Source organism: Caulobacter sp. LARHSG274, assembly GCF_052871235.1.
This window is the reverse complement of record NZ_JBIXJO010000016.1, coordinates 5,001-23,254: the sequence shown is the minus strand read 5'-3', so window position 1 is coordinate 23,254 and position 18,254 is coordinate 5,001. Positions and strand designations below refer to the sequence as shown.

General features: G+C 63.1%; 8 protein-coding genes, 3 tRNA genes and 4 rRNA genes (1 of these 15 only partly in view). 10 read left to right on the top strand and 5 right to left on the bottom strand.

Translation table 11 applies throughout. The features are described from left to right. Positions 1–58 precede the first annotated feature (58 nt). Complete coding sequence (locus tag ACIPQB_RS20150) at positions 59–949, top strand: LysR family transcriptional regulator ArgP (RefSeq protein WP_446487039.1); 891 nt, start codon at positions 59–61, stop codon at positions 947–949. Here the strand turns inward: ACIPQB_RS20150 and ACIPQB_RS20145 are convergent. Continuing rightward, positions 946–3,588 carry a glycoside hydrolase family 2 TIM barrel-domain containing protein gene (locus ACIPQB_RS20145; RefSeq protein ID WP_446487038.1) on the bottom strand — a complete coding sequence of 881 codons (2,643 nt, stop codon included), beginning with the start codon at positions 3,586–3,588 and terminating at the stop codon, positions 946–948. The genes ACIPQB_RS20150 and ACIPQB_RS20145 overlap by 4 nt on opposite strands. 175 nt (positions 3,589–3,763) lie before the next feature. On the opposite strand from ACIPQB_RS20145, the gene ACIPQB_RS20140 reads away from it, so the two are divergent. Further along, a complete protein-coding gene (locus tag ACIPQB_RS20140; RefSeq protein WP_446487037.1) occupies positions 3,764–4,558 on the top strand; it encodes an alpha/beta fold hydrolase in 795 nt (264 codons plus the stop codon). Between the two features lie 1,573 nt (positions 4,559–6,131). Here ACIPQB_RS20140 and hfaD read toward each other — a convergent pair. The 3 genes from hfaD to hfaA are packed head-to-tail and all read right to left on the bottom strand — an operon-like array spanning position 6,132 to position 8,749. Beyond that, positions 6,132–7,325 carry a holdfast anchor protein HfaD gene (gene hfaD, locus ACIPQB_RS20135; protein ID WP_446487100.1) on the bottom strand — a complete coding sequence of 398 codons (1,194 nt, stop codon included), beginning with the start codon at positions 7,323–7,325 and terminating at the stop codon, positions 6,132–6,134. Continuing rightward, the gene (hfaB, locus tag ACIPQB_RS20130; RefSeq protein WP_446487036.1) at positions 7,294–8,304 is read right to left on the bottom strand and encodes a holdfast anchoring protein HfaB; all 1,011 of its coding nucleotides are present in this window, start codon (positions 8,302–8,304) and stop codon (positions 7,294–7,296) included. The genes hfaD and hfaB overlap by 32 nt, the downstream gene beginning before the upstream one ends. After that, complete coding sequence (gene hfaA / locus ACIPQB_RS20125; protein WP_446487035.1) at positions 8,294–8,749, bottom strand: holdfast anchoring protein HfaA; 456 nt, start codon at positions 8,747–8,749, stop codon at positions 8,294–8,296. The genes hfaB and hfaA overlap by 11 nt, the downstream gene beginning before the upstream one ends. Positions 8,750–8,960: 211 nt before the next feature. Between hfaA and ACIPQB_RS20120 the strand changes: the two genes are divergently transcribed. Beyond that, positions 8,961–9,392 (top strand): CBS domain-containing protein, encoded by a 432-nt coding sequence (locus ACIPQB_RS20120; protein WP_446487034.1) that lies wholly within the window; start codon positions 8,961–8,963, stop codon positions 9,390–9,392. A 66-nt stretch (positions 9,393–9,458) separates the two neighbouring features. On the opposite strand, the gene ACIPQB_RS20115 is transcribed toward ACIPQB_RS20120, so the two are convergent. Beyond that, positions 9,459–9,899, bottom strand: coding sequence for an RrF2 family transcriptional regulator (locus ACIPQB_RS20115; RefSeq protein ID WP_446487033.1), 441 nt, complete (start codon positions 9,897–9,899; stop codon positions 9,459–9,461). Between the two features lie 922 nt (positions 9,900–10,821). On the opposite strand from ACIPQB_RS20115, the gene ACIPQB_RS20110 reads away from it, so the two are divergent. The 7 genes from ACIPQB_RS20110 to ACIPQB_RS20080 all read left to right on the top strand — a co-directional run. Next, a 16S ribosomal RNA gene (locus ACIPQB_RS20110) occupies positions 10,822–12,307 on the top strand. 180 nt (positions 12,308–12,487) lie between these two features. Then, a tRNA-Ile gene (locus tag ACIPQB_RS20105) sits at positions 12,488–12,564 on the top strand. A 71-nt stretch (positions 12,565–12,635) separates the two neighbouring features. Then, positions 12,636–12,711: transfer RNA gene (locus ACIPQB_RS20100), tRNA-Ala, on the top strand. A gap of 245 nt (positions 12,712–12,956) precedes the next feature. Continuing rightward, positions 12,957–15,744: ribosomal RNA gene (locus tag ACIPQB_RS20095) — 23S ribosomal RNA — on the top strand. 112 nt (positions 15,745–15,856) lie between these two features. Further along, positions 15,857–15,971: ribosomal RNA gene (gene rrf / locus ACIPQB_RS20090) — 5S ribosomal RNA — on the top strand. Positions 15,972–16,052: 81 nt separating this feature from the next. Next, positions 16,053–16,129: transfer RNA gene (locus ACIPQB_RS20085), tRNA-Met, on the top strand. 1,812 nt (positions 16,130–17,941) lie between these two features. After that, positions 17,942–18,254 (top strand): 16S ribosomal RNA (locus ACIPQB_RS20080); it runs 1,173 nt beyond the window's last position. The 16S, 23S and 5S rRNA genes sit together here with 3 tRNA genes alongside, the layout of an rRNA operon.

Here is an 18,254-nt window from a genome sequence, read left to right as displayed (position 1 = left end):
TGAGGCGCCGCCTGGGTGTAGTACAGCTAATGTTTCTAATCTTGGATTAGCGATTCTAATGCTCGACTATCCCGCGCTCGCCGCCGTCGCCGCCGTGGCGCGGGAAGGCAGCTTCGACAAGGCCGCCGCCGTCCTGGGCGTGACGCCTTCGGCGATCTCCCAGAGGGTGAAGGGGCTGGAGGAGCGACTGGGCGCGATCCTGCTGACGCGCGGCGCGCCCTGCCGACCCACGAAGGCCGGCGCCAAGATCTGCGCCCACGTCGAGCAGGTCCTGCTGCTCGAAAGCGACATGATCGCCGATCTGCCCAGGCTGGCGGACCAGGCGGCCGGCCGGCCGCTGATCCGGGTCGCCGTCAACGCCGACAGCGTCAGCACCTGGTTTCCCCAGGCCGCGGCGCGGTTCGCGGCCGAGACCGGGGCGATGCTGGAACTGGTCATGGAGGACGAGGCCCATACCGCCGACCGTCTGCGGACCGGCGAAGTCCTGGCCGCCGTGACGGCCGATCCCGTCCCGGTCGCGGGATGCCGGACCTATGCCCTGGGAGCGATCGACTATGTCGCGTCGGCGAGCCCGGACTTCGTCAACCGCCACTTCGCCCAGGGCGTCGACGCGGAAAGTCTGCAGCGGGCGCCCATGCTCCGGTTCGACCGGCGCGACAATCTGCAGGCCCGATGGTGCGAGGAGGCGCTGGCGATCCGCCCGACGCCGCCGGTCCATTGGACGCCGTCGACCCAAGGCATGCTCGACATGGCGCTGGCCGGCCTGGGATGGTCGATGACGCCGCTCCATCTGGCGCAACCGCATCTCGCGGCCGGGCGACTCGTCGAGTTGCCGCCGGGCCACCGGATCGCGGTCGCGCTCTTTTGGCAGCGCACGCGGCTGGCCGCGCGCCTGCTCGATCGGCTGACGGAAGCGGTGCGAATGGGTGCGGCCCAGGTCTTGAGCTAGGGGCGGGGAGAAAGGTCGATCGCCGAGGCCATGGCCTTGCCCACCTTGCCCTTGAACGTCAGGGTCAGGCCGGCGGCGGTCACCTCGACCGGGAAACTGCGGACCACGCTCGCGCGCTCGCCCGGCCCTTGGGCGGCGACATCAAAATCGGCGAGCGCCGGCCTGTTGTCGATGAGGACGTCGAAAACGCGCTCGCCCTTGGCGAAGGTCGGCTCGGCGAAGGTGAGGCTCACGGTGTAGCGGCCCGGGGCGGCGGGGATGTGATAGCTGAAATCCCCTTCGCGATAGGTGCGGGCGATCGACCAGGGCGCGCCGCCCTCGAGGCTCGGCGCCTTGCCGCTGATCGCCTTGGCCGCGCCGCCGGTGAAGAACGCATCCGACCCATGGCGCAACGGCCCATCGGTCGCCGCCAGGATGGCCCCGCTGTCGATGGTGAAGCGGTCCTTGCGGTCCGCCGCCAGGCGCCAGGTCAGCCTATCCTCCGTCAGGGTCTCGCCGGTCCGCCCCTTGGCGACGACCAGGTTGTCGCCGACCGCCAGGCGGACGTCCTTCCAGACGCAGACCTTGAGCGGGCAGTCGGTCATCGCCCCCACGGACCGGCCGTTGACGACGAGCTCGGTGGAGGCCGCGTTGCTGTAGACCCGCACGTCGGTCACCGGATAGTTGCGGTCGACATAGCGGCGGCCGTTGATGTGCACCGACGGCTCGGTGCTCCAGTTGGCCTTGTAGAAGTAGAAGGCGTCCTTCTTGACCGCCCGGTCGTAGGTGACCAGGCCCTTGGTGTTGATGCTCTCGGCGTCGCCTTCATGGCGGTCGCCGGTCGCGAAGTCGAAGCTGTTCCACAGCCAGGTGGCCCAGAGATAGGGCCTGGACCGCAGGATCGCCCAGTTCTTCTCGTGGACGTACGCCTGGTACTCCTCCGGCTGGGCGCGGCCGAAGGCGTCGAACGGACCGCCCAGCGGGTCGTCGGTGTGCTGGCTGATCGCGCCGCCGGCCCCGTATTCGCTGACAGACAGCGGCTTGTCCGGGCGCTTGGCGTGCAGGGCGTCCAGGGCCGGGCCCAGCGGGTCGGACGGGGTGTAGTACCAGCCGAAATAGCGGTTGGCGCCGCTGACGTCGGTGATCGCCGCCACTTCCGGGGCGTTGGGCTGCAAGCCTTCGCAGCAGGTGGCCTGGGTGGTCGGCCGGGTCGGGTCCTCGCGCTTGGCCAGGGCCTGCAGGTCCTTGAGCAACGGGATCGGGTCGCGCTGGACGATCTTGGAGGCGCCCATGAACGAGGGCGGCGTGCCGCGCAAATCGACTTCATTGGCGAGGCTCCAGACCGCCACCGAGGGATGATTGGAGTTCTGGCGGATCAGCTCCTGCAGCTGCTGGCGCGCGTTGGCCACCAAGCCCGGGCTGGGCTCGACCTGATCGGCGGCCAGGGTCATGACGCTGACGAAGGGGATTTCGTCCCACAGAATCAGGCCGTAGCGATCGGCCAAGTCATGGATCGCCTGGCCGTGCTGGTAGTGGGTCAGGCGGATGGTGTTGGCGCCCATCTCGCGGATGACGGCCATGTCCTCGGCCACCTCGGCGTCGCTGATCGCCCAGCCCTTGCCCTCGCGATCCTGGTGCAGCCCCACGCCGTGCAGCGGCAGCGGCTGGCCGTTGAGGATCAGGCCCTTGTCCGGATCGATCCGGATCTGGCGCACGCCATAGGCCTGGTCGAGGCGGTCGAGGAGCCGCCCGCGCGTATCGCGGATCTCGGCCCGCAGGCGGTAGAGATAGGGATCCTTGACGCCCTGCCAGAGGTGGGCGTTGGCCAGGGTCAGGTCCTGCCTGAGTTCCGTCGCTTCGCCGACCTTGAGGATCACGGGCGACCGGGCTTCGGCGGCCACGGCCCCTGCAGCGTCGACCAAGGCTGTGACCAGGGTCAGGCGCTCGCGCCGTGCGCCGTCGTTGCGCAGCCTGGCCCGTACGGCGACCGTGGCCTTGCCGCCGTCGATCGCGGTGGTCTGGGCGTAGACCCCAGGGCCGCCCAGGTCGAGCATGTCGAAATGGACCTTGTTGGTGGCGACGAGGCTGACTGACCGATAGAGGCCGCCATGGACGAAGAAGTCGCCGCCCAAGGGCAGGATGTCGGCCGTCGATCCGCCGACGGCCGGGCGGCTGGAGTCGACCCGGACGACGAGGAGATTGGGCTGGCCGGGCTTGAGCGCCTGGCTGGCGTCGAAGCGAAAGCGCGAGAAGCCGCCGGCATGGTCGCCCAGATGCACCCCGTTCAGCCAGACCGAGGCCTGGCGGCTGGCCGCGTCGAACTGCAGCCAGGCGGCCTTGTCGCCGAACGTCGCCGGCGGGGTGAAGGCCAGGCGGTACCAACCCACGCCCTGAACGGTGTTGAGGGTGTCGCGCGTGTGGATGTGCGGGCCGTCGGAGACATAGAAGCCGGCCCGGTTCCAGGTGTGGGGCACGCTGACCGTCGCCCAGCCCTTGTCGTCGAACGAGGACGCCCGGGCGTCGGTCACGGTGTCGCTCTGAGTGAACCGCCAGCCCTCCGCCAGGGGCAGGACCTGGCGCTCGGCCGCCGAGGCGAAGCCGGCGGTTGCGGCCAGGGCCAGGGCGAATGAGGCCGCGGTCGCAGCCAGCTTGATCGTCACGGCGGATCCACCCGGATTTTCTTGTGGTTAGGCGCGCCACTATCAGCGTCGCCGATTCAAAGTCAATAATCGAACGGTTGCGATCGATTATGACGCCGGCCGAAGAGTTCGCACGGCGTTGTCGGCGCGCCGCCCTCCGCTGCGTCCTTGGGGGACGAACAGCGGAGGACTGAGGATGGAAACGATCAAGACGGGCCATGTCGAAGCGGGCGGCGTCCGCTACGGCTATGCGATCCACGGCGCAGGCGCGCCCCTGCTCCTGCTGCATGGCGGGTTCGGCACGATGGAGATGTTCGGCCCCGTGCTGGACAGGCTGACGGCGCGGCGGCAGGTGATCGCCGTCGACCTCTACGGCCACGGCCGCACCGCGCTGACCGACCGGCCGATCGACGCGGTCGCTATGGGCGACGACCTGGCGACCGTGGTGCGCGCCCTCGGCTTCGAGCGGGTGGACGTGCTGGGCTTCTCGTTCGGCGGCATGGTCGCCTTCCGCCTGGCGGTCCAGCACCCCGAGGTGGTCAACCGGCTGATCCTGGCCTCGGCCCCCTACGCCCATACGGGCTTCTATGCCGACATCCGCGAGCAGCAGAAGGCCATCACCCGCGACAGCGCCGCCACCTTCATGCAGACCCCGCTCTATGACGCCTACAAGGCGGTGGCGCCGCGGGTGGAGGATTTTCCGGAATTCGTCGCGCGCATGGGCGAGGCGATCCGCACGCCCTACGACTGGTCGGAAGACGCCAGGGCCCTGAAGCCGACCACCCTGCTGGTCTATGGCGACAGCGACATGTTCGAGCCCGAGCACATCGTGCGCTTCTACCAGCTGCTCGGCGGCGGCCTGCGCGACGCCGGCTGGGACGGCTCCGGCATGGCTCGCCACCGCCTGGCGATCCTGCCGGGCGTCACCCACTACGGAATGTCCGACGCCCCGGGTCTTGTCGATGCGGCGCTGAGCTTCCTGGAGCCATAGGCTGGATGGGCGAAGGGGCGAGCGTGGGGGCGCCCTCATTTTTCACTCTGGACGTCGGCTGCAAAAGGCGCGCCGGAGGGGAGTGTGTCCCTCGCTCCCTCGCTCCGGGGGGACACCAGATCAGGGGGCGATGTCGACCGACTGGCCTGCTTGCGACCAGCGCGCGCCGGTGGCGCTGGAGTCGTCCACCTGAATTGCGGTGACAGTGCGCTTAATTGGTGCTTCGACTTGCGCCCGCTGGGGCGCGGCTGAGCGATTGGCCCGATCGGCGCCAATTAGTGCACTGTCACCGTAATCGGTCCTGCGGTCGATCGCCGACCGAAGGCGGCGCCAGCGCCTCGGGGTCGGCTGACCGATGAAGGCCGCTTTCCCGGCCGACGCCATGTCCGGATTGGGCGCGAGCCACGAATGTCGGGTTGCCGGCGCGGCGCGATGGGCTGCACTCGACCCCAGTCGGACCTTAGGTCTAAGCGCCCGCCCAAAAAATACACCCGTCATTCCGGGCCTTGTGCCCGGAACCCCTGGTTCGGCCCGCACGTGAAGTGCAAGCGGTTCGCCAGCGAACCGCCCCTCCTGCACCTGCGGCGGAGAGAGGGGTTCCGGGCACAAGGCCCGGAATGACGGCTGAGAAGGGAATGGCGAAGGGACTGTTTCCCACACCCTTCTCGAACATTGCGAACGTCCGCTCTGCGAAAACCAGCGTCCGTCCCAGATGCGTCCGCGGCTTAAACCCTTGGAGGAGCGTCGTCCTTGACTCGGCCAGACGCCAGAGCAGGCTTGCCTACAAGGTTTTAAGGCGCGGCCTCGCCGCTGGGGGCGGGCGGAAGGGGGGAGAAGGCGCTCTCTTTCCTACTTTCCACCTTCCCTCCCCATTTCGGGGAGGGTGGCCCCGAAGGGGGCGGGTGGGGAGCGGTGCAGGGTGGTGGACGGGGGGCGATCGGCAGAGTCAGCAGGCCCCACCCGACCCTGGCTCCGCCAGGGCCACCCTCCCCAAAATGGGGAGGGAAGGGATTTCAGGGGGATCGGCGCGCCTCGATCCCCGCCGCTGACGCCAAGAACCCCAACCCTTTCAACGCCCTGAAAAATAACCAGCGTCACCGACGCGCCAGGGCTCGAACCGCGCGCACAATCACAGCTGTCTCCGTCGCGGAGGAGGGCGCTTGGTACCGACCCGAAGCGGCGATGGAGATGGAACCGAGCGGGGCCGCCTGGGCCTGGCGATCGGGTCGCGGCGGGCGGCGGGGCTCAGAAGGCTCCAAGGTCCTTCGCGGACGGTGGCGGGACAGGCGGGTCGACGGGGCCGGGAGGTTCAAACCGGCCTGTTCCAGGATCTGTCGGAGTCGCTGACGGCCCCTTCCGGGCGACTTTGATCCTGCCCGTCCGAGGGGGAACGTCGATCGGGATGAAACAGGCCCTCAGTCGCCGTCCCTCGAGACAAACGGTTCCGCGGAGCGGTCTGTCCAAGCCGAAACGCACACACTAAACCCTACGGTCCCCGGGCCTGGCCCGGCCGCTCCGCGCCTCCTCACCCACTCGTCGCGAAAGCCCGAGGTCGATGAAGCGTGTCCGCCGCCTAATGCCCCGAATTGGTCACCGAGAAGCTGGCGTTGTTGCCGGTGGCGGTGGCGACGCCGGCGATCGAGCGGGCGTTACCGGTCAGGCTGATGGTCGAGCGGGCGCTGACGTCGACATTGTTGGACTGGCTGTTGGTGGCGGTCATCGTGCCGCTGCACTGGTTGCAGACATAGCCGGTGACGGCGTTGCCGATCGCCGTGGCGCTGGAGCCGGCGTCATAGCCGCTGTCGCCGCTGAAGCTGGCGATCACCTCGACCCCGCCGCCGTCATTGACCTGGGTGTTGTCGAGCACCAGGCCCGGGCCGTAATTGCCCGCCATCACCGAATTGCCCACCCCATAGGCCGAGGCCTGGGCCGAGCCGAACTCGTAGGAGCTCTCCTCGGCCTGGCCCCTGACATAGGCGGTGTTGTACTGGTGCGAGGTCACGTCCAGCAGCGGGCCTTCGTTGCTGGCGCTGAGATTGTTGCCCGAGGCGGTCGCCCCGGTGGCGCTCAGATAGCTGTTGCCATAGGCGGTGAACTTCGTGCCGGTGACATTGGCCGCGCCGTTGTTCTGGTCGGTGATCACCCGGGCGGCCGACTGGTTGGCGCCGGTCAGGTCGATATTGTTGCCGGCCGCCGTGCCGGCGACGACGGCCGTGCCGCTGACATAGTGCAGGATCGCCCCGCCGTCGGCGGCGACGTCGGCCTGGTTGTTCTGGCTGACCCGCGCGCCCATCGACCCGTTGACCAGCAGCAGGCCCTGGCTGTTGCCGGCCGCCAGGGTGGTCTCGGCGACGTCGCCGGCCTGGGCGGTCTCGCCCTCGATCTGGCCGCGGGCGGTGACCGCGCCGGTGTTGGTCTGGACCATGAAGCCGCTCAGCGTGCCATAGGCCGCCGTGGCCGTGCCGCTGTTGCCGACCGCGGTGGTGGCGTTGCTGCTGCTGGCCCCCATGGAGCCCGAGGCGTTGATCACCCCGTGGGCCGAGATCACGCCCTGGTTGTCCTGGTTGGACGTCAGGCCGCCGTCGGCGCCGTCGACCGTCATGCCGAAGGTGTTGCCGCCGGCCGTGGTGGTCGCGCTGACGCCCTCGTCGACCGTGACGACGTTCAGGGTCTGGTCGGCGAACAGGCCGCCGACATTGAGCTGGTCGTTCGAACCCTGGCTGGGGACGGTCTGGCTAGTAGCGACCCCGGCCAGCATCGCGCACATCGGGATCGCTGCGATCATTCCAGCGAGACGGGTCTTCGCGGGTTTGCGCATTGTTGGTTCCCAGGTTGTTGTAGGCGGGCACGAAGGCCCCGGTCGCCCCGACCGTGTTGGCGGCGTAGGGGTCGTAGCGCAGGCAGCTTTGCGGGCCCGGCATGCCGTAGAGGTTGGCGCTCATCTCGATGGTCGCCCGCTCGATCAGCGAGCGCACGGCCAGCTGCATGGGCTCCAGCGCCCCGCGGCCGGCGGAGATGTCGAAGATGTTGCCGTTGAGGAAGTCGAACACCCCGGCGCTGATCTCGCGGCCGATCACTTGCTTCTGGTAGGAGATCACGTCGACCACCTCCAGGGTGCGGGTGTTGATCAGCCGCAGGTCCAGGGCGATGTTCATCACGAACACCCGGCGCTTGAAGTTGCCCTTCAGGCCGTCGGTGTCCTTGTCGCCGACATAGGCGTCCACGCCGGCCGAGCGGATGTTGTAGTTCAGCTCGGTGATGCCGCCGGCGACATAGAAGTCCGAGCCCGGCACCTGGCCGGCCAGGATCTTGCGATATTCGGCCGGCACGTCGGCGCCGGGCTTGGGATTGTCGGAAATCAGCTTGTTGTTGGCGTATTTCAGCTCGTACTCCGACACCGAGGTGTCAAAGCGCTCGACCATCGGCATGCCGGCCTTGGCGAAGGCGGTCATGGCCAGCAGCGAGGCGCCCTGGGTGACCTTGCGGCCCGAGCCGTCGGACTCTTCCTTGCCGGTGTAGTCGGCGATGCGGCCGATGGCGACGCGCGGGGCGACCACGTGGTTGGCGCGGGCGTACTGGGCCAGGCAGACCAAGCCGGCGCTGTAGGGCGTGGGGTTGGCGGTGACCGGCGCCGAGCCGATCGGCGTGGCGTAGTTGCCGTCGCCCATGGGGCTGGGCACGCCGCCGCAGGCGCTGAGCGCCGCGCAGGCGCCCGCCAGCAGGAGAAGGAGGCGCTTACTGGCCATTGCCTGAGTTCCCGACATTCGTTCCGGCGCTGACATTGCCGTTGTTGATCTGGTTGGAGTTGACGATCACCGTGTTGTTGTTGCCCTGGGTGACGACCGTCAGGTTGTTGCCGATCGCCGTGGCGCTGCCATAGCCGCCCAGGCCGCCGACGCCGGCATAGCTGTCCAGCGAGCCCGACGAGCGGCCGGAGGAATAGACGCTCTGGTCCGAGCCGGTCAGCATCACGCCGTCGACGATCACCCGGTTGCCGTTGGCGTCGCGGGTCGAATAGTCGACCACGTGGTTCTCCGACCCGGCCACCCGGCCATAGCCGGCGTTGAACGACGCGGAGTTGGTCTCCATCGACTGAGCGTGGGCTGCGCCTGCAACCACGAGGGTCAGAATGGCCGAGCAAAGGGCCGTCGCGCGGCCATCGCCCGGCAGTTTCTTCCTGTGAACAGCCATCTTGAACCCCCGAGCGCCGGCGCTGAGGGCGTTAAGCAACCCCCGTGCCAAGATCGAACAACGTGCGGTATAATCCCAAAGGTCTCGCGAATTGGTTAAGCCGGAGGCGCTTTGGCGCGAAGGCCGCCCGGCGGCCTCACGGAAGCCATTGATCCCCGGCGCGCTTTGCGAGACCCTGTGGAAAACAACGGTGCTCAGGGAGGATTAGGCTTTGCTGGTTTCTCAGATCCTTAAGGACAAGGGCGACCTGGTGTTCACCGCCTCGCCGCAGGAAACGGTGGGGGCGGCCGCGGCCCTGCTCCACACCCGCAAGGTCGGCGCGATGGTGGTGCTGGAGGAGGACGAGTCGATCGCCGGCATCCTGTCGGAACGCGACATCGTGCGGGTGATCGCCGAACAGGGCGCCGCCGCCCTGACCAAGCCGATCTCGACCTGCATGACCCGCGACGTGGTCTTCGCCCAGCCCGAGGAGACGGTCGACGCCTTGCTGACGCGGATGACCGACCGCCGCATCCGCCACCTGCCGGTCTGCAAGAACAAGCGTCTGGCCGGCATCATCTCGATCGGCGACCTGGTAAAGTACAAGATCCGCGAGACCCAGGCCGAGGCCGACGGGCTGAAGGCCTATATCGCGGCGGGCTGAGCGGCCCGGGCGCTCTCTCTATATGGCGCGCTCTCTATATAAGGAGCGCGCTTATATAAGAGCGCTTCAACGGGCCGGTTCGCCGAGCAGCTCGCCCCCCGCGCCCTCGACGGCGTCGGCCAGGCTGTAGCCCTCCAGGACGGCGGCGGTGGCGTCGCGGGCCCGCAGCAGGGCCTCGCGCAGGGAACAGGTCGCCAGGTCGCGACAGTCCTCGCAACGGCGGAAGGCGGTGCGGCTGACGCAGGGGGCCAGGGCCAGCGGGCCGTCGACCAGGCGGATGACCTCGGCGAAGCTGATCTCGGCGGCCGGACGGCCCAGCAGATAGCCGCCGAACTTGCCGCGCCGGCTCGCCACCAGGCCCTGGCGGGCCAGGGCCAGCAGGATCGCCTCCAGGAACTTGCGCGGGGCGTCGGCGCGGATCGCCAGCTCGCCGGCCGTGACCTGGGCGTTCTCTCGGGCCAGTTCGATCATGGCGCGCAGGGCGTAGCGCGCTTTCTGGGACAGCATGGACGCGGGGCCTCCTCTTGAGAGGTCTATGGAGGCAGGGCGGGGCTGGGCGCAAGCGCCCGTGACGCCGCGGGCGGCGGAAACCATGCACAGATCCGCGCACAGGAGAACGGCGAACGAGGATGGCCGCTGTCGCTTTTGCGGTTGCGCCTCCCAGGAGCGCTGTCTAAAAGCCCCCCTCGCTTCGGGGCCGCGCCCCGCCGGACTGAAAACAAGGGCCTTGGCCCTTGCTATTGGGAAGGCGGATCACTAGGTTCCGCGGCTCCAATCGACTCGGTGACGAATTTGCGAAGACCTTGTCTTCAAGGGCTTCGTCGCCGCGCTTCTGTCCTTCGAGGCGGCTTCGGCCAGATCATCGACGGAAGCGAAAAGGCCGATTGACAGGGTGGGTTGGCTTCACTAGAAGCCGCGTTCCCGGGGGTGACGGAGTGAAGTTCGCAAGAGCTTCTGAGGTTACTCTTCAAGTCTTCGAAGAGTTTTTACGAAATTCTTGTTTGACTTGATTGGCGCTCTTCACTAGAAGGTCGCTTCGGTTTGCTGGGCTTGGCCTTCGGGTTGGTTTGGCGGATTGGTTCAGACGGTTTTGTAGAAAAACGGTTTGACACGGAATTCGAGGTTGGATAGATAGCCGCCTCCGCCGACATCGGGCGCTAAACGATGGGGCCTCCGAGAGGGGGTCCGGGTCTTTGACATTGTTGATTTGGAAAGAGAAACGCAGGCGGCGGCGCTCTGGCGATGACCTCACGGGTCATCTCGAACGCTGACAAATGCGGTCTCTTGAAGACACCATGAATATCATGGACTGGAAGCTTCGGCTTTCAATCCATCGATGTGAATGGGAACTCGTCAAGAAACTATGCAAAACCAGACGCCTGGCCTGGGGTTTTCCCCCTGGGTCGGATGACTGGGTTAGCGGTCAACTCAACCTGAGAGTTTGATCCTGGCTCAGAGCGAACGCTGGCGGCAGGCCTAACACATGCAAGTCGAACGGATCCTTCGGGATTAGTGGCGGACGGGTGAGTAACACGTGGGAACGTGCCCTTTGGTTCGGAACAACTCAGGGAAACTTGAGCTAATACCGGATAAGCCCTTCGGGGGAAAGATTTATCGCCATTGGAGCGGCCCGCGTAGGATTAGCTAGTTGGTGGGGTAAAGGCCCACCAAGGCTACGATCCTTAGCTGGTCTGAGAGGATGATCAGCCACATTGGGACTGAGACACGGCCCAAACTCCTACGGGAGGCAGCAGTGGGGAATCTTGCGCAATGGGCGAAAGCCTGACGCAGCCATGCCGCGTGAATGATGAAGGTCTTAGGATTGTAAAATTCTTTCACCGGGGACGATAATGACGGTACCCGGAGAAGAAGCCCCGGCTAACTTCGTGCCAGCAGCCGCGGTAATACGAAGGGGGCTAGCGTTGCTCGGAATTACTGGGCGTAAAGGGAGCGTAGGCGGATAGTTTAGTCAGAGGTGAAAGCCCAGGGCTCAACCTTGGAATTGCCTTTGATACTGGCTATCTTGAGTACGGAAGAGGTATGTGGAACTCCGAGTGTAGAGGTGAAATTCGTAGATATTCGGAAGAACACCAGTGGCGAAGGCGACATACTGGTCCGTTACTGACGCTGAGGCTCGAAAGCGTGGGGAGCAAACAGGATTAGATACCCTGGTAGTCCACGCTGTAAACGATGAGTGCTAGTTGTCGGCAGGCATGCCTGTCGGTGACGCAGCTAACGCATTAAGCACTCCGCCTGGGGAGTACGGTCGCAAGATTAAAACTCAAAGGAATTGACGGGGGCCCGCACAAGCGGTGGAGCATGTGGTTTAATTCGAAGCAACGCGCAGAACCTTACCACCTTTTGACATGCCTGGACCGCCAGAGAGATCTGGCTTTCCCTTCGGGGACTGGGACACAGGTGCTGCATGGCTGTCGTCAGCTCGTGTCGTGAGATGTTGGGTTAAGTCCCGCAACGAGCGCAACCCTCGCTATTAGTTGCCATCAGGTTTGGCTGGGCACTCTAATAGGACCGCCGGTGGTAAGCCGGAGGAAGGTGGGGATGACGTCAAGTCCTCATGGCCCTTACAAGGTGGGCTACACACGTGCTACAATGGCGACTACAGAGGGCTGCAATCCCGCGAGGGGGAGCCAATCCCTAAAAGTCGTCTCAGTTCGGATTGCACTCTGCAACTCGAGTGCATGAAGTTGGAATCGCTAGTAATCGCGGATCAGCATGCCGCGGTGAATACGTTCCCGGGCCTTGTACACACCGCCCGTCACACCATGGGAGTTGGCTTTACCCGAAGGCGCTGCGCTAACTCGCAAGAGAGGCAGGCGACCACGGTAGGGTCAGCGACTGGGGTGAAGTCGTAACAAGGTAGCCGTAGGGGAACCTGCGGCTGGATCACCTCCTTTCTAAGGATGTTCCTCCAGGTCTTCGGATCTATTGGAACTCCGATTATATACAGTGAGCGGATCGCCGCCGTCTTCGTTTCTCTTTCCACTCCTCGTCAGCCGCTTAAGGCTAGCGAGGCGATCGCGAGCCCAGGAACGGGTCTTAGTCTTAGGACTAAGGATCTGGTCTATGCGGCCTATGGGCCCGTAGCTCAGTTGGTTAGAGCGCACGCTTGATAAGCGTGAGGTCATAAGTTCAAGTCTTATCGGGCCTACCAACCTCCTGCATATACGGAACGCATCCGACACCCAGCTCTCCTGGGCTTCAAGCAACTCACACCGAGTGTGAGGGGCCATAGCTCAGTTGGTAGAGCGCCTGCTTTGCAAGCAGGATGTCGTCGGTTCGAATCCGTCTGGCTCCACCACGCCCCATCGGGGGCGTGCGAAAACGCGATCGTGGATATCAAGTTTGCAGTCGCGACTGTTGCCTCCATGAGGCATGCGCGATCTGCGATAATGACATCGTGAAGGTAGGGTTCACCCGCCGAAATCATCTCACCCTTGGGATGGTCTAGGTTTAAGGGCGGACTTTGAAGAAGACATCAAATGTCTGACTGTAAAGCGCATGATGCGTCTCCCTAGAGACGCATGCATGGGTTTTGCTGAGAACGATCAAGCGCATAAGGGCTTCTGACGGATGCCTTGGCATTGAGAGGCGATGAAGGACGTGGCACGCTGCGATAAGAGCCGGGGAGGCGCGAGCACCCTTTGATCCGGCTATCTCCGAATGGGGAAACCCACCTTAATGGCCACTCCACTTTGCTTCAGCTTCGGCTGGAGGACGGTGGGTTGGCTGTGACAGGTATAATGGGCTGAATACATAGGCTCCATTAAGCAAACCCGGGGAACTGAAACATCTCAGTACCCGGAGGAAAGGACATCAACCGAGACTCCCGTAGTAGTGGCGAGCGAACCGGGACCAGGCCAGTGCTGTCGTGACATAAAGCTGAACGACTTGGAAAGGTCGGCCATAGTGGGTGATAGCCCCGTAAGCGTCAAATAGCGACAGACTCGAGTAGGGCGGGACACGTGAAATCCTGTCTGAACATGGGGGGACCACCCTCCAAGCCTAAGTACTCCTCAATGACCGATAGCGAACAAGTACCGTGAGGGAAAGGTGAAAAGCACCCCGACAAGGGGAGTGAAACAGATCCTGAAATCGGAAGCCTACAAGCAGTCGGAGCCACCGCGCGTGGTGACGGCGTACCTTTTGTATAATGGGTCAGCGACTTCATGTGCCGTGCAAGCTTAAGCCGTTAGGTGTAGGCGCAGCGAAAGCGAGTCTGAATAGGGCGAATAAGTACGTCGCATGACGACCCGAAACCAGGTGATCTATCCATGAGCAGGTTGAAGGTAAGGTAACACTTACTGGAGGACCGAACCGGTGAATGTTGAAAAATTCTCGGATGACTTGTGGATAGGGGTGAAAGGCCAATCAAACCTGGACATAGCTGGTTCTCCGCGAAAACTATTTAGGTAGTGCCTCAGACGGACTCCTTGGGGGGTAGAGCACTGAATGGATGCGGGGGGAGCGATCTCTACCAATTCTAATCAAACTCCGAATACCCAAGAGAGATATCTGGGAGACACACGGCGGGTGCTAACGTCCGTCGTGAAAAGGGAAACAACCCTAACCATCATCTAAGGCCCCCAAGTTCTGGCTAAGTGGGAAACGATGTGGGTTTGCTTTGACAACCAGGATGTTGGCTTAGAAGCAGCCATCATTTAAAGAAAGCGTAACAGCTCACTGGTCAAGCGAACCTGCGCGGAAAATGTAACGGGGCTCAAGCCAGACGCCGAAGGTATGGGTTTGCTCTTTGAGCAAGCGGTAGCGGAGCGTTCCGTAAGCCGGTGAAGGTGAGGCGCGAGCCTTGCTGGAGGTATCGGAAGTGAGAATGCTGACATGAGTAGCGATAAAGAGTGTGAGAGACACTCTCGCCGAAAGCCCAAGGGTTCCTGCGTAAAGCTAATCTGCGCAGGGTTAGTCGGCCCCTAAGGCGAGGCCGAAAGGCGTAGTCGATGGGAATCAGGTGAATATTCCTGAACCAGTTGGAAGTGACGGATCTGGTAAATTGTCTAGGCTTATTGGATTGCTCTGGGCAGTGAACAGGTCCCTGGAAATAACTCCAACGGAGACCGTACCCGAAACCGACACAGGTGGGCAGGTAGAGTATACCAAGGCGCTTGAGAGAACTATGCTGAAGGAACTCGGCAAATTGCACGCGTAACTTCGGGATAAGCGTGACTCTGCTTTGGGCAACCAGAGTAGAGTGGCACAGGCCAGGGGGTAGCGACTGTTTATCAAAAACACAGGGCTCTGCGAAGCCGCAAGGCGACGTATAGGGTCTGACGCCTGCCCGGTGCCGGAAGGTTAAAAGGAGCGGTGCAAGCTGCGAATTGAAGCCCCGGTAAACGGCGGCCGTAACTATAACGGTCCTAAGGTAGCGAAATTCCTTGTCGGGTAAGTTCCGACCTGCACGAATGGCGTAACGACTTCCCCACTGTCTCCAGCATAGGCTCAGCGAAATTGAATTCCCCGTGAAGATGCGGGGTTCCCGCGGTCAGACGGAAAGACCCTATGAACCTTTACTGCAGCTTCGCCTTGGCGTTAGCAGCAACATGTGTAGGATAGGTGGGAGGCTATGAAACCGGGGCGCCAGTTCCGGTGGAGCCATCCTTGAAATACCACCCTTATTGTTGCTGACGTCTAACCGCGGCCCGTTATCCGGGTCCGGGACATGGCGTGGCGGGCAGTTTGACTGGGGCGGTCGCCTCCCAAAGTGTAACGGAGGCGCGCGATGGTGGGCTCAGACCGGTCGGAAATCGGTCGTCGAGTGCAATGGCATAAGCCCGCCTGACTGCGAGACTGACAAGTCGAGCAGAGACGAAAGTCGGCCATAGTGATCCGGTGGTCCTGCGTGGAAGGGCCATCGCTCAACGAATAAAAGGTACTCTAGGGATAACAGGCTGATTTTGCCCAAGAGTCCATATCGACGGCAAAGTTTGGCACCTCGATGTCGGCTCATCACATCCTGGGGCTGGAGCAGGTCCCAAGGGTTCGGCTGTTCGCCGATTAAAGTGGTACGTGAGCTGGGTTCAGAACGTCGTGAGACAGTTTGGTCCCTATCTGCCGTGGGTGTACGAGACTTGAGAGGATCTGTCCCTAGTACGAGAGGACCGGGATGGACACACCTCTGGTGGACCTGTCATGGCGCCAGCTGTGCAGCAGGGTAGCTAAGTGTGGAATAGATAACCGCTGAAAGCATCTAAGCGGGAAACTAACCTCAAAACAAGGTCTCGCTGAGAGCCGTGGTAGACCACCACGTTGATAGGCCAGGTGTGGAAGCGCCGCGAGGCGTGTAGCTTACTGGTACTAATAGCTCGATAGGCTTGATCGTTCTTCAGTCAAACCCATGACTGACGCTTTACAACATATCCAGACAGGCGATGTCTTCTTCACAATATGCTCGGGTGAGCTAACCCCTCACCCGACAGCATCCTTTTTGCTGACCTGGTGGCTATGCCGGGGGTTCCCCACCCGATCCCATTCCGAACTCGGTCGTTAAGTCCCCCAGGGCCAATGGTACTTCGTCTCAAGGCGCGGGAGAGTAGGTCGCCGCCAGGTCCGCTAAAAGGATGCTTCCTGTAGAGCTCACGCTCAAAGTCCAGAACCCTCCCAACACGATCACACCACTACCCACTTCGCCGCGGGGTGGAGCAGCCCGGTAGCTCGTCAGGCTCATAACCTGAAGGTCACAGGTTCAAATCCTGTCCCCGCACCCAAGATCAAGAATGGCCTCCTTCGGGAGGCCATTTTCGTTTGGGCCCAGGGCTTTCCGGGTGAGCGGGGGGCCGGCCTGGCCGCGCTCAATCGCCAACAGGTCAGCGGCCTGCGAGACGACGCTCAAGATCCCTCGAGCGACTCGAACGAGCGCTCCAGTTCGCGCCACGATCTCCGGATCCCCGACAGCTGTTCTCGGCGTGCCCCCCACGGAAGCGAGGTCTCCGTCCCGACGGCCAGTGGCTTAACGGCGTCGCGAATCGCCCCGATTCTTCGCCGGCATTGTGTTCCGGTGGCCGGGCGCTTCTCCGTCGCTAGATCGAAACCAGAGAATCGATTGGCGCCAAGGCGCGCCAGCCTGAGGTTCGCCCGGAACGGCGTCCTCCCAAGGCGATCCCCCGCCTCGTCCCCCGCCTTTCGGATTCGCCTGGATCACGCTCTTCGCGCGGCGAATCGCGCCTACCGGTCCCTTGAGAGGCAGGATCGGCGTCGATCGCAGACCACCTGGCCACCGCGCAGCCGTCAATTCGGCGCCGAATGTCCTCTCGCGACGACGGACCGAGTTCGCCCGCAAGTTCTCGTCGGAAGCGGTCGGCGATTCTCTGGCTGCGTCAGCATCAGCTGATCTCCTGGTCAGCGACAGCCTCGATCGAGTGATCCCCGGCGTCCGTCCCGCAGAGATCGACAAGCGGGCGGACGTCCCGCCTCCTGCCGCGGCGCGCGCGCTCCAGGGCAGGCCGAATCGATAGATTGGCGCCGCTCGGCCGGCGTCCTGATGAGCTGGCGAGGAGAAGAGGCCCCCCGATAGCCTCGCGCGCCGGCGACGCCAGGTGGAGCTGGTTATGCGCTGATTGCAGGACACGCCGCCGGTCCCGCTAAAACTCAAGCCGCTGGATCGGGATTCAACCGCAAAGGGGTTGTCACCGTGTCGTCACGCGCCTATATCCGCCCCTCGCTCGGAAACGCGATCGCGGCCGCAAGGTTGAGCCCATAAGGGCCTTGCTTTCTTTGGCCAGTTTCGGTAGCTTCCGCGCTCCAATCGACTCGGTAATGGATCCAGGCGGGCGGCCTTGGCGGCCTGCGGATCCCTTTTTGTCTCTTCGTTGTGGCCACGGCTCTCTGAATGGATTGAAAACGAGGCGGTTGACTCTGGGGTGATGCTTCAATAGAAGCGCCGCTCCTCACTGAAGCGAAGAGTTCAATAAGAATTCCAAGGTTCTGTGAAGTAATCGATCTCAAGGATCTGCTGAAGTTCGGCGAAATTTGAGATTGACAGGGTGGGTTGGCTTCACTAGAAGCCGCGTTCCCGGGGGTGACGGAGTGAAGTTCGCAAGAGCTTCTGAGGTTACTCTTCAAGTCTTCGAAGAGTTTTTACGAAATTCTTGTTTGACTTGATTGGCGCTCTTCACTAGAAGGTCGCTTCGGTTTGCTGGGCTTGGCCTTCGGGTTGGTTTGGCGGATTGGTTCAGACGGTTTTGTAGAAAAACGGTTTGACACGGAATTCGAGGTTGGATAGATAGCCGCCTCCGCCGACATCGGGCGCTAAACGATGGGGCCTCCGAGAGGGGGTCCGGGTCTTTGACATTGTTGATTTGGAAAGAGAAACGCAGGCGGCGGCGCTCTGGCGATGACCTCACGGGTCATCTCGAACGCTGACAAATGCGGTCTCTTGAAGACACCATGAATATCATGGACTGGAAGCTTCGGCTTTCAATCCATCGATGTGAATGGGAACTCGTCAAGAAACTATGCAAAACCAGACGCCTGGCCTGGGGTTTTCCCCCTGGGTCGGATGACTGGGTTAGCGGTCAACTCAACCTGAGAGTTTGATCCTGGCTCAGAGCGAACGCTGGCGGCAGGCCTAACACATGCAAGTCGAACGGATCCTTCGGGATTAGTGGCGGACGGGTGAGTAACACGTGGGAACGTGCCCTTTGGTTCGGAACAACTCAGGGAAACTTGAGCTAATACCGGATAAGCCCTTCGGGGGAAAGATTTATCGCCATTGGAGCGGCCCGCGTAGGATTAGCTAGTTGGTGGGGTAAAGGCCCACCAAGGCTACGATCCTTAGCTGGTCTGAGAGGATGATCAGCCACATTGGGACTGAGACACGGCCCAAACTCCTAC